The following is a 13,025-nucleotide window of genomic DNA, read 5'->3' as shown; positions in this document are numbered from 1 at the left end:
AAAACCTAATAACCAAATCTGTACCAACATCTATTTTATAATAATCCTGAAAAGCAATTAGAAGTTGATTTATATCTCTTTTTGTTCAGAATCTCTATAGAGTTTTTCTTTACTCCATTTGGCATGTTTGGACGGAACAATCTTGTGTCCTTTTTTATAGGCAAAAATTTTAGTGAATTCTGCTCCGAAAAACACCAGCTGACAGGAATAATTAATCCACATCATCAGCAAAATTACAGTTCCCGCCGCTCCGAAAATAGAAGTTGGCTTTGATAAATCAAAATAAAAACTCATCAGCATTTTGCCAACATTGAACAATAATGCTGTAACAACAGCTCCGATCCACACTGATTTCCATTTGATTTCCACATCCGGTAAAACTTTGAACATCAATGCAAACAGAACCGTGACAATGGCTAAACCAAGAATAAAATTGGTTGCCTGAACAATCACATAAGTTTCTAGCCCAAAATATCTGGTAATCCAATCATTAGCCAGACCGATAAATGACGAAAGAAGCATGCTTACCAAAAGAAGAAATGCAATAATAAGAATCATTCCAAGCGAATTAGCTCTGTCAAGGATAAATTTTTGCCAGGCTTTTTTGGGAGCGGCCTCAACATCCCAAAGATTGTTGAGCGTGCTTTGCATCTGGAAAAACAAGCTGGTTGCACCAAAAACCAAAGTCCCCACTCCAAGTGCTTTCATCCAGAAATTCTCTTTATCGATCATCGCACTTTTGATAATATCCTGGATACTTTTGGCACCATCATAGCCCATTATTCCCTGCAGCTGACGGCGGATTTCACCATTCACCGCTTCCTCACCAAAAAAATGTCCCGCAATCCAAATAATGATAATCAACAGCCCGGGCAAAGAAAATATGGCATTGTAGGCCATACTTGCGCTATCTTTAGCAGCCGATGATGACATCCATTCTCTAAATGTTTCTTTCAGAATTTCCCAAAAAGAATTTAGATGTTTCATTCTTTACTTTTTGATGGAAAATTCAATCTTTATACCAACTTAGTCTTCTTTATACCAACTGGAGTACTTCACATAATTATTAGCAATGCGGTTGATTTCGCCTTCGATTAAATTCAAAGAAATATCTTTTACTTTTTTTGCGGGAACGCCAGCCCAGACTTCACCCTCACGAATATGCGTATTGGCAGTTACAACCGCACCTGCAGCCACTATCGAGTTACTTTCTACTAAGCAATCATCCATTACAATCGCGCCCATCCCTATCAGCACATTATCTTTTATTGTACAGCCATGGACAATAGCATTATGTCCAATCGACACGTTACTTCCAATCGTTGTCGGACTTTTTTGATAAGTGCAGTGTATCATCGCATTGTCCTGAACATTGACTTTATCGCCCATTTTGATATAATGAACATCGCCTCTCAATACCGCATTGTACCAAATACTACAGTCTTTTCCCATCGTCACATCGCCGATAATCACAGCCGTTTCCGCCACAAAAGTATTCTCTCCAAGTTGAGGCGTTTTGCCTAAAAGTTCTCTGATGATTGCCATATTTTTATAATTGATAATTAATAAATGATAATTGATTTTCTAAGTGATATTTATTTGGGCGCCTTTATCCGTCCTCCGTTCCCGCTTTTTTGTGCCGAAGCTTTCCTCGCGAGAACAAAAAGAGCTCCACTCAGGCCGGGGCGCAGATTGGTCTTTCAATCCAATTTTAACATTCATTCAGCCAAAATCAAACCAATAGAAAAAATCGAAAATCCGCAAAGCTTCTCATAATCAAAACTTAACATAACATTGGGATTTATCAGCTTTTTTCTTCCACCAAATTACGATAATTTTGTAGTTCAATATACTTAAAATGAGAGAAATCATTATAGAACCTACGGAAAACAAGAAAGTAATGAAGTTCGTCACGGATTACACTTTGATTCCCGGTTCATTGGAACTGGACAGAGATTCTGACGTTTCCGAAATTCCGTTAGCTCAGGAATTGTTCAACTATCCTTTTGTAAACAGGATTTTCATCACAGCCAATTTTATTGCAGTAGCAAAAGAAGATACTGTGGAATGGGAACACGTTGCAGAAAGTCTTAAAAATATCATCGAAGACGAATTGCTGGCCAACCCGAGAATCTATCTTCAGAAAAGAAAAGAAGCTTACCAGATCTATTCGGAAATGACACCGAATCCTGCGGTGATGAAATTCATCTCCAGCAAGATGCTGATGGATGGTTTTATTGAAGTCAAGTCTAAGGAAGAATCTGACGGAGTGCCTTTGGCAAAGGAATTATACGACGCTTTCGATTTTGTGAAGGAAGTTTATGTAAGCGACAATTTCGTTGCGGTTACCAAAGATGAGCAATTCCAATGGCACGAGATTATGAATCAGGTTCGTTCTTTCATCGCAGAATTTTTGCAGGCAGGAAAAACGATTTCCAATCTGGATCCTCATCAGCACGAAAATCCTGTCTTGAAAATCATCAACAGAGAATATACGGACGACGAGCAGAAAATCAGTGATATCCTGAACGAATATGTAGCGCCTGCTGTAGAAAACGATGGCGGGAAAATCTCTTTAATTGAGTACGATCAAGAAAACAAAACCGCCAAAATGCTTCTTCAAGGTGCTTGCAGCGGTTGTCCATCTTCCACTGCAACTCTGAAAAACGGCATCCAAAGTATTCTGAAACAATTCGTTCCGGAATTGGTGGAGAATGTGGAAGCTGTAAATGGATAAAATAGGTTCTCGCAGATTTGGCGAATTTTGCAGATTTTTAAAGTAAGATTTATATCGGCTATATCGGAAAAATCTGCGAGAATTAAATATTTTTAAAAATTATTAAAAACTCATTTTGGAAAATAGCAACAAAAAAGGAATTCTCCTAGTCAACCTCGGTTCGCCGAAATCTACTGATGTCAAAGATGTTAAAGAATATCTTGATGAGTTCCTGATGGATGAAAAAGTCATCGATTACCGCTGGATTTTCCGCGCATTATTGGTCCAGGGAATTATCCTGAAAACCAGACCAAAGAAATCAGCAGAAGCTTACAAAACGGTATGGACAGACGAAGGTTCGCCTCTGATTGTGATTTCCAAAAAACTGCAGGAAAAACTTCAGGAATTGGTGGATGTTCCGGTTGGTCTGGGAATGCGCTATGCGGAGCCATCAATCAAAACCGGCATTCAGGAATTGGTGGATCAAGGCGTTACAAATATCACGTTGTTCCCGCTTTATCCTCAATACGCAATGAGCACGACGGAAACAGTGATTGACAAAGCCGAGGAAGTTCGACTAAAATTCTTTCCGGACATTAAAATTAATTATGTAGAACCGTTTTATGACCGCGAGATTTACATTAATTCTCTGGCAGAAAGTATCAGAGAGAAACTGCCTGCAGATTTTGACCTGTTGCAGTTTTCTTATCACGGTATTCCGGAGCGTCATATTTACAAAACCGACCCCACGAAGACCTGCAATATGAATAATTGCTGTCAGAAAGAAGACAATCCTTCGCACAAATTCTGTTACAGACACCAATGTTATAAAGTGACGGAGTTGGTTTGTGAGAAATTGGGCATTCCAAAAGAGAAAGCATTGGTGACTTTCCAATCCCGACTGGGAAAAGACAAATGGATGGAACCTTATACAGATGCTACTTTGGAAGGTCTTGGCAAGAAAGGCATCAAAAAACTGGCAATAGTTTGCCCGGCTTTCGTTTCCGATTGTCTCGAAACCTTGGAAGAAATTTCTGAAGAAGGCAAGGAAATCTTCCTCCACGGTGGAGGTGAAAGATTCGATTATATCCCGTGTTTGAATGAGGAACAAAGTTGGGTGAATGTGGTGAAAACACTTTGTGAAGAAAAGCTGGACGATTTTTATTTTCATTAATTTCTAAATCCAATGGTTTTCCGATACGCAAGACATACTCAGAATCTGGAGAAGTTGATTGGCTTTTATACTAAAGTTTTGGACTTTAAAGTTCTTGGAGATTTTAAAGACCATAACGGTTATGATGGTGTTTTTCTTGGCAAGCACAATGAAAACTGGCATTTGGAATTCACTCAAGATAATAATATTCCGGAATCTCAATTTGATGAAGATGATATTTTGGTTTTCTATCCAGAGACTCTGGAAGAATTTCAGAACATTGTTGCAAATCTGGAATATCATAAAGTTCCCATCATTGAACCAAAAAATCCTTACTGGAAAGAAAACGGCATCTGCTTCGAAGATTGTGACCATTACAAAATCATTGTTTCTGATCTTAGAATCAAAAATTAAAACCGATGTTAAACGAAACTTTAATCTCACTTTTTAAAAGAGACCTGAACAAAGTCATTGAGGAACTTAATCTTTATCAATCGGAATCTAATATATGGAAAGTGGAAGGCAGCGTTTCTAATTCGGCTGGGAATCTTGCTTTGCATCTTATTGGCAATCTCAAAACTTACATTGGAAAAGAAATCGGAGGAGTTGCTTATGTAAGAAACCGGGATTTGGAATTTGCTGATAAAAATGTTCCCAGAGAGAAACTAATTGCTGATCTTAAGGATACCATTGCAATAATTAAAGACTCTCTGAAGTCTGTATCTGATGAGGATCTGAAAAAAGAATATCCGCTTTTGGTTTTAGGTAAAAAAACGTCAACGGAATATTTCCTTGTTCATCTGGCGACGCATCTGAATTACCATCTCGGGCAGATCAATTATCATAGACGACTGGTAGAAAAGTAATACAAAACCACTTCAAGAATCTGAGGTGGTTTTTGGTTGAGATTCAGGAATTATTTTTGCCGTCTTGACAGTAATATTTGATATGCTGTTCTGTTACCTCGGTGTTACATCTCTGGTTCCTTCGATTATTTTTTGTTTTTTAACCATATAGATCGATATCAATTGGGCAGATAAATTTATAATTTTGAATGCTTATATTTCTCGGTATTAATACTTTAATGAATGGTAACATATAAGATAATTAGCTGACTAATAGTTAAAACAACTTTATGACAACTAAGCTTTCTTTATTCGCAATCTTGTTTTCTATGATGACAAGTATCGTCTATGCCCAGGACGTCTTCCAGACACCGGCGCACAACAACATAGACCACTCACTGGTCAAGGATGAAACTTATAAGATGAAATGGTTCGCTGTGAAAGATACAGCCAAAATAGAAATTGGCGAAGTCTCTACTCAAATCAGTAAAAAAGAAAAAACGTTATCTGTAACGACTACTGTTACAATGAAAAACCAGCCGGATTGGGTGGACGAGTCTGTTAGCGAAATCAAAAATTTTCAACCAGTCAAACATACGTCCTACAATATGCAGCGGGATATTGAACTTAACTTCGCGAAGACCAATGTTACAGGTTTCTATCTGGATAAAGCAGACAACAATAAAATCACCATCAATGAAACTGTCAAAAACGACTATTTCGACAGCAATCTTTATCCACAGCTTATAAGATGGATGCCACTGAAACAAGGCTACAAAACAGAAATTTCAATTTTTGATTATAATCCAAAAACAGCAATAGGTGTCATCAAGGCTTATGTTCTGGATACAAAACAAGACAAGCTTAACAATATAGATGTATGGGTAGTGACAGCCACCGATGACATTTCCTCTAAACAGGCTGTCAGCAAGTATTATATTGATATGAAAACCAGGGATATCTTGAAGCAGGAAATAAATATAGGCCCAAGAAAAATGCTGATGGAGCGCGCCAAGTAAAAATTCTTTCTGCCCATAAAAAACAAAACCCTTTCAGAATTTGGAACTCTGAAAGGGTTTCTATAATAATAATTAAGAGATTATTTTTTGTTGAAATCTCCCGCAAAAACTGAAGTCATCTTGTCTTCGCTGATGTATTTTCTAAGGACATCATTGACTTGAGAGACTTTAAGCGCAGAAACTTTTGTTTCTAAAGCATCGTACTCGTCCAAAGACTGACCATATTGAAGTTGAGAATTTACCAATCCCATCAAGGTATTATCGTTTCCAAGACCGGTTTTTCTGGAGTTAAGCCAAGACGTTAAGTTAGATTTGAATTCTTCTTCTGTGAAACCATCTTTAACTGCTTTGTTCACTTCCTCTTTCAAAGCTTTGTTCACTGCTTCTTTTTTTGTCGGATTGAAGAACGCATACCAAGCCCAAGACGCTACGTTGTTATCAATTGGAATGTTGATGTAAGAGCCTGCACCATAGCTGATTCCTTCTTTCTCACGAAGTCTTGTCGGGATTCTCGCCGTTAAGAAACCTCCACTTCCTAACATTTCGTTGGCAATCACAAAGGCTGGATAATCCGGAGATTTTCTATCCATAGAGAAACTGATCTTCCCAACCGCTGCTCCGTTCTCTTTATCCGGAGTAAGGTAATCTTTGTCTTGTTTTTTGGTAACGAATAATTCTGGTTTGATGAACTCGTAAGTTGATTTTGAATTCCATTTTCCAAAAGTTGATTCTAATAATGCAGCTGTTGTTTTGGTATCTACATCACCAATCACAGAACCAACACCATTGTTACCTCCCAATATTTTGTTGTAGAAATCAACCAGCTGTTCTCTTTTCACTTTCTTATTGTTATCAATCTGTTCCTGTGTAGAAGCTGTGTAATAGATGCTTTCTTTAGGATAATTCTCAGTGATTTTTTCGATCTCTGTGAAAGCGATAGACTGCGGATCGTTCAATGAACTTTCCAAATAAGTATTATACTCGTTCACAGTCTTTACTAATTCAGCTTCCGGGAAAGTAGATTCGGTCAGAATTTCTTTGATTAATGATGTTACTTTTGGCAAACTTTCTTTGTACGTGCTGAAATTCACAAATAATGTCTGGCCACTGAATCCGAAATTGATGTTAGACTTCCATTCATCAAGCATATCCTGGATTTGTTCCTTGGTGTGAGATTTAGTTCCGGTTTTAAGCACCTGAGCCATTAGAGAGCCGACATCAGCCTTTCCATTCAGATCCTTCGCATTACTTACAGGGAAACGGAAACTACCAAGTACTTTGCCACCTTTGATGTCTTTTTTGATCAAGCCATATTTCATTCCGTTGCTCAATTTCCCTTCTGTAAGATTGGCTTTCAGATTTTTGATGCTAGCTTCGAAAGGAGCTGCTTCTTTTTCCAAAGCTTTCCCTTTATAATCCTTGGTCAACGTTGCGATCTGATCATCGGTGTACTCGATATTTTTAACTCTAACCTCATCTTTTGAAGGGATGAAAACACCCACCGTTCTGTTATTGGTTTTGAAATATTTGGTCGCAACTCTCTGGATATCTGCAACAGTCAGTTTTTCTACCGTATCACGATAAAGCATTCCGAGTTTATAGTTCCCGGCACCAACGATCTCTGTCAGATTAACAGCATAACCAATCGTATTATTTTTGACGTTCTCTATTTGCTTTAGGATTTTAGCTTTTGCTCTTGCAACATCCTGTTCTGTATATTTGATGGTAGCGATTTTATCCAGCTCTGCACGGAAATCATTCTCCGTTGTTTTCAGATCTTTATCCGCCGGTATATCCAGACCAAAATACATATAACTTGCATCTCTAACCAGCGGCTGATAAGCGTAGACTGACGCTGCTTTGTGAGAGTCGATCATCGCTTTGTAAAGATATCCGGACGGATCAGCGGTCAAAATCTCTTGCAAAGCGTCCAGCGCCGCGTAGTCTTTATCCGCATAAGGGACAGTGTGGTACAATGCTCCAACTACCTTGCTGTCACCAGCACGCTTCAGTTCCACAAAACGTTCGCCGTCCTGAGCCGGTTCTACTGTGTAAGGGGTTTCCAGAACTCTTGCAGGCTTTGGAATGGTGGAAAAATATTGCGCAATATATTCCAACGCTTTTTTCTCATCGAATTTTCCTGCAACAATCAAAGTCGCATTATCCGGCTGATAATATTTTTCATAAAACTTTCTAAGTGTCACAGCTTTTACTCTTTCAACATCTTCCTTGCTCCCAATCGTACTGTTTCCGTAATTATGCCAAAGGTATGCAGCAGAAATAATACGCTCCATTAAAACTCCACTTGGGCTATTTTCCCCAATCTCGAATTCATTTCTTACAACAGAAAATTCTTTATCCAGATCCGACTGAAGAATTGTGGCATTTACCATTCTGTCGGCTTCCATTTCCAGAAACCATTTCAGATTCTCATCATTAGAAGGGAAAACCTCATAATAATTGGTTCTGTCATACCAAGTTGTTCCGTTAGCGTTTCCACCTTTGTCGGACAGCATTTTTTTGATATCGCCTAACTTTTTGGTGCTTTTGAATAACATATGCTCCAGCAAGTGAGCCATTCCTTTTTCGCCATAACCTTCGTGCTTGGAACCAACATTATAAACAATGTTTACAACAGTGTTACTCTGAGAAGGGTCAGACATCAGAAGGACCTTCATCCCATTACTCAGGGAATATTCTTTGATTCCCTCCGTATTACTAATAAATTTTGGTGTTTCGGCTTTTTGAGAAAACACAGGTGTTGCATAACCTGCGTAGAATACGACTGCCGCAGTCAGTAAAAAATCCTTCATGTTTGATTGTTAATTTTTTGGTTTCTAAATTTAATAACTTTTATTGTGAAAATATATTGTAAAGACAGGTTTTTATGAAAACATTAACGTAATTTTGCCATTATGCTAGTCGAAAAAATAATTTTGGGTATCGATCCGGGGACAAGTGTTATGGGATTTGGAATTATTTCTGTTAAGGGAAATAAAATGGAACTAATTGCAATCCACGAATTGATTCTCAAAAAATATGAAAATCACGAAACCAAACTTAAAATTATCTTCGACAAAACCTTAGCTTTGATTGATGAATATCATCCTGATGAAACAGCTTTGGAAGCGCCTTTCTTTGGAAAAAATGTTCAGAGTATGCTGAAACTGGGAAGAGCTCAAGGCGTTGCAATGGCCGCAAGTCTTCACAGAAATGTTCCGATTACAGAATATTCTCCCAAAAAAGTAAAAATGGCGATAACCGGAAATGGGAATGCCAGTAAAGAACAGGTTGCAGGAATGCTGCAAAATCTCCTGAAACTGAAAGAATTCCCGACAAAATATCTGGATGCATCTGACGGATTAGCCGTTGCCGTTTGTCACCACTTCAACTCAGGAAATATCTCTACTGATAAATCTTACTCCGGATGGGACAGCTTTTTGAAACAAAATCCGGATAGGATTAAGTAGTAGTTGGTTGACGACTGATAGATTTTTGTCAGACTGAGGCTCTCGAAGCATTTTTGTTTGAAATCTTCTGTCTTTTCCCTGTTTCTTCTTACTTGATTCCTGTTTCTTTTTTTCCGTATTTTTGAATCGATGAATGACTCTCTTTTTGAAATCGTAGAACACACCAACAGAAGCATTTTCTTAACAGGAAAAGCCGGAACCGGGAAAACTACATTTCTGAATGATTTTGTAAAAAAAACCAAGAAAAAACACATTGTTGTAGCGCCAACCGGGATTGCTGCCATCAACGCTGGTGGCGTAACCATTCATTCTATGTTTGGTTTGCCGCTCAGGACTTTTCTGCCAACCACGGAAAGAATCGACCAGAATCTTGCCAACAACATTGCGGATCTGATGCCGCATTTCAAATACCGGAAAGACAAACTGAAACTTCTCCGTGAAATCGAGATCATCATTATTGATGAAGCATCAATGCTGCGTGCCGATGTTCTGGATATGATGGATTTTGCATTGAGACATGTCCGTCGGAATCAGCAAAAGTTTGGAGGCGTTCAGATGTTATTTATTGGTGATCTTTACCAGTTGCCGCCGGTTGTAAGAGATGAGTACATTCTTTCGATGTATTATTCTTCACCTTTCTTTTTTAACGCCAAAGCTTTGGAAGGAAGTAATTTTATCACGCTGGAGCTGACCAAAGTTTACCGACAAACCGATGAACATTTCCTGGAAATCCTAAATGCCATCCGAGACGGAATAATAGAAGATATCGATTTTGAAGCTTTGAACAAAAGGTATCAGCCCGACTTCGATCCGAAAGATGAAGCCTATGTTTATCTCTGTTCGCACAACAAAATGGCGGATGATATCAATCAGAAAAAATTAAAAGAACTGGGCGGAAAACTTCATTCCTATGCAGCCGATGTCGTAGGAGAATTCAAGGAAACACAATATCCGAATGATGAAGTTCTGGAACTGAAAGTCGGTGCGCAGATCATGTTCATCCGAAATGATACTTCGTCCGATAAAAAATATTACAACGGAAAATTAGCACAAATTTCTTATCTCGATGAGGACGAAATCTCTGTCATTCTCGACGGAAGCGAAGAAGAAATCACACTAAAAGCGGAAACCTGGGAACAGAAAAAATATTCTTTGGATGATGAGAAAAATATCAAAGAAGAAGTTCTGGGAAGCTTCAAACAGTTTCCAATCCGTTTGGCTTGGGCGGTTACGATCCATAAAAGTCAAGGTTTGACGTTTGACCGATTGATCATCGACGCAGGAAAAAGTTTCGCTTCCGGACAGGTTTATGTTGCATTATCACGTTGTCGAACGTTGGAAGGAATCGTCCTTAAATCCAAAATCACACCTGAAGTTATTTTCAGTGATAAAAGGGTTTCGAAATTCCAGGATGAAACGCATGCCAATGCAAAAATTGAGGAAATCATTAATGCGGAAAAATACGATTACAGCATCCAAAAAGTCATTAGAAGGATTGATTGTGTCTGGTTTCAGTCCGCTTTGGAGAACTGGATGGTGATTAGCCGAAGCAGTAAGTTCATTGACAAAGAAAAAGCAGATTATCTCTATCATTGTCTGAAAGCTGACATTGAAAATTATATCACTATCTTTCAAAAATTCGAGAGAATCTTAGTTCAGAAAACTCAGAAATTCTTGCAAGGTGAGGAAGAATGGATTGAGATTGAAATCAAGGCAAAAGGTGCGGTTAATTTCTTTTTCACGAATGTGAATGAGAAGGTGTTTTCTCCACTCAAGGATTTCTATTCGGAGACCAAAGGTGTTAAAGGGTTGAAAGCTTTCAATGAAGATTTTCGCGTATGGCTGGATGATATTGAAGATTATCTGAAAGATTTGAAAGAGGTTTTCCTATTGGAAACGCCTTTATTCGATAAAGAAAAAGATATTGAAGTCTCTATGACCATCAAGAAAGTTCCAACTCACGTTTTAACTTACCAACTATTCCAAAATGGGAAAACTGTTGCTGAAATTGCTAAAGAAAGAGGATTGGTGAACTCTACAATTTTCGGTCATCTTTCAAAATATGCCGAGCAAAATTTATTGGACAGAAATGACTTGCTGAGAATTTATCCAAAAAGTAAAATTGAAGCTTTCGAAAAACAATTCAAAGCTGAGCCTAAAGAAAATATTAACGATTGGAAATCTGTCTTGCCTTCAGATTTTGATTACGGAGAAATCCGATTGATCTGGAATTATTTTTTGAATTTGAAGAAATAATTTATTCTAAACGCAAAGTTCGCAAGGTTTTTTGACATTCTTGAAAATATTTTTAAGGTTCGCAAAGACGCTTGCCTCAATAATACTTTTGCATTAAGTTTGTCATTCCGTAGGAAATCTAAACTTAACTGTCGAGATTCCTTTGGAATGACAAAGATTAGTTTAATATAAATACAAAAAAGTCGCAAAAGTACAATTTGCGACTTTTAAGATTTATGTAAAATAGAATTTTGTGCCTTTGCGATAAATTCTAATTCCTCAAATTAATTAATCAATTCAAATCTCGCATACTCTGCGATTTTCTTTGGTAATTTGATACCTTCCGGCGTTTGGTTGTTTTCCAGCAAAGCTGCCATAATTCTTGGCAAAGCCATTGCAGAACCGTTAAGGGTGTGAACCAATTGGGATTTACCTTCATTACCTTTATAACGGCATTTCAGACGGTTAGCCTGGAACGTTTCAAAATTGGAAACAGAACTTACTTCCAGCCATTTTTCCTGCGCTGCACTCCAAACTTCGAAGTCGTAAGTCATTGCTGAAGCAAAACCTGTGTCGCCACCACAAAGTCTCAGGATTCTGTACGGCAATTCCAGATCTTCCAGAATGGATTTGATGTGTTCTACCATTTCTTCCAAAACAGCATAAGAGTTTTCCGGTTTCTCGATTCTCACAATTTCCACTTTTTCGAATTGGTGAAGTCTGTTCAAGCCTCTTACGTGTGCACCATAGCTTCCTGCTTCTCTTCTGTAACACTGCGAAAAAGCAGTGTTCTTGATTGGCAAATCTTTCTCATCAATGATCACATCTCTGTAGATATTGGTAACAGGAACCTCAGCTGTTGGGATCAGGTATAAATCATCTGCGCCAACATAATACATTTGTCCTTCTTTATCAGGCAATTGTCCCGTTCCGTAACCGGAAGCTTCGTTCACCACGTGTGGCGGATTCACTTCCAGATAACCGGCATCTGTATTTTTGTCCAGGAAATATTGAACCAAAGCTCTTTGCAAACGTGCGCCTTTTCCCAAATAAACAGGAAAACCTGCGCCGGCAATTTTCACGCCCAGTTCAAAATCGATTAAATTATATTTTTTAGCCAATTCCCAGTGTGGAATGGCGCTTTCGCCAAGACCTTCTACTGTTGTAGATTCATAAACGATTTCATTATCATCAGCAGAAACGCCGGCAACTACTTTTTCGTTAGGAATATTTGGAATCTGGTAGAGGATGTTGATAAGGTTTTTCTCAACTTCTTTCAGTTGGGATTCCGATTCTTTGCTCGATTCTTTGTATTGCGAAGTTTTGGATTTTGCAGCTTCAGCTTCCTCTTTTTTACCGTCTTTCATCAGAATTCCGATTTCTTTCGAAATTTTGTTCATCTCGGAAAGTTGTGAGTCCAGCTCAAATTGCAGTTTTTTTCTTTCGTCGTCAGCATTGATTGCCGCATCGACCAAATCTAATTCCTTGAAGTTTCTTTTCTTCAAGCCTTCCAAAACGCGCTCTTTGTTCTCGCGCAAAAAATTAACCTGTAACATAGTTGGGTTGTTGGTTGATAGTATTTCGTAT

Annotated in this window: 11 protein-coding genes; 7 read left to right on the top strand and 4 right to left on the bottom strand. The window is 38.3% G+C overall.

Annotated features, from left to right (window positions below):
* Positions 1–69: 69 nt before the first annotated feature.
* Together AC5P2S_RS01800 and AC5P2S_RS01795 are read right to left on the bottom strand one after the other, a co-directional pair.
* Entirely contained in the window at positions 70–987 is a 918-nt protein-coding gene (locus AC5P2S_RS01800) for a YihY/virulence factor BrkB family protein (protein ID WP_283415565.1), read from the bottom strand.
* Positions 988–1,026: 39 nt separating this feature from the next.
* The gene (locus AC5P2S_RS01795; protein ID WP_283415566.1) at positions 1,027–1,545 is read right to left on the bottom strand and encodes a gamma carbonic anhydrase family protein; all 519 of its coding nucleotides are present in this window, start codon (positions 1,543–1,545) and stop codon (positions 1,027–1,029) included.
* 313 nt (positions 1,546–1,858) lie between these two features.
* Between AC5P2S_RS01795 and AC5P2S_RS01790 the strand changes: the two genes are divergently transcribed.
* The 5 genes from AC5P2S_RS01790 to AC5P2S_RS01770 all read left to right on the top strand — a co-directional run bounded on the left by AC5P2S_RS01790 (position 1,859) and on the right by AC5P2S_RS01770 (position 5,733).
* Positions 1,859–2,737 carry a NifU family protein gene (locus tag AC5P2S_RS01790; RefSeq protein ID WP_283415567.1) on the top strand — a complete coding sequence of 293 codons (879 nt, stop codon included), beginning with the start codon at positions 1,859–1,861 and terminating at the stop codon, positions 2,735–2,737.
* Between the two features lie 115 nt (positions 2,738–2,852).
* Entirely contained in the window at positions 2,853–3,890 is a 1,038-nt protein-coding gene (gene hemH / locus AC5P2S_RS01785; RefSeq protein ID WP_494556019.1) for a ferrochelatase, read from the top strand.
* 12 nt (positions 3,891–3,902) lie between these two features.
* Complete coding sequence (locus AC5P2S_RS01780; protein ID WP_283415569.1) at positions 3,903–4,283, top strand: VOC family protein; 381 nt, start codon at positions 3,903–3,905, stop codon at positions 4,281–4,283.
* A 5-nt stretch (positions 4,284–4,288) separates the two neighbouring features.
* Positions 4,289–4,735, top strand: coding sequence for a DinB family protein (locus AC5P2S_RS01775; protein ID WP_494556018.1), 447 nt, complete (start codon positions 4,289–4,291; stop codon positions 4,733–4,735).
* Positions 4,736–5,004: 269 nt separating this feature from the next.
* Positions 5,005–5,733, top strand: coding sequence for a DUF3108 domain-containing protein (locus AC5P2S_RS01770; protein WP_494556017.1), 729 nt, complete (start codon positions 5,005–5,007; stop codon positions 5,731–5,733).
* A gap of 80 nt (positions 5,734–5,813) precedes the next feature.
* Here the strand turns inward: AC5P2S_RS01770 and AC5P2S_RS01765 are convergent, their stop codons facing one another.
* Complete coding sequence (locus AC5P2S_RS01765; RefSeq protein WP_494556016.1) at positions 5,814–8,546, bottom strand: M16 family metallopeptidase; 2,733 nt, start codon at positions 8,544–8,546, stop codon at positions 5,814–5,816.
* A gap of 102 nt (positions 8,547–8,648) precedes the next feature.
* Here AC5P2S_RS01765 and ruvC point away from each other — a divergent pair, with 102 nt between their 5' ends.
* The gene (ruvC, locus tag AC5P2S_RS01760; protein WP_283415573.1) at positions 8,649–9,203 is read left to right on the top strand and encodes a crossover junction endodeoxyribonuclease RuvC; all 555 of its coding nucleotides are present in this window, start codon (positions 8,649–8,651) and stop codon (positions 9,201–9,203) included.
* A 129-nt stretch (positions 9,204–9,332) separates the two neighbouring features.
* Positions 9,333–11,459, top strand: coding sequence for a helix-turn-helix domain-containing protein (locus AC5P2S_RS01755; RefSeq protein ID WP_494556015.1), 2,127 nt, complete (start codon positions 9,333–9,335; stop codon positions 11,457–11,459).
* A gap of 263 nt (positions 11,460–11,722) precedes the next feature.
* Here the strand turns inward: AC5P2S_RS01755 and serS are convergent, their stop codons facing one another.
* Complete coding sequence (gene serS / locus AC5P2S_RS01750; RefSeq protein WP_494556014.1) at positions 11,723–12,994, bottom strand: serine--tRNA ligase; 1,272 nt, start codon at positions 12,992–12,994, stop codon at positions 11,723–11,725.
* Positions 12,995–13,025 lie beyond the last annotated feature (31 nt).

This window comes from Epilithonimonas sp. 33E, assembly GCF_059372615.1.
This window is presented reverse-complemented; position numbering and strand designations above follow the sequence as displayed.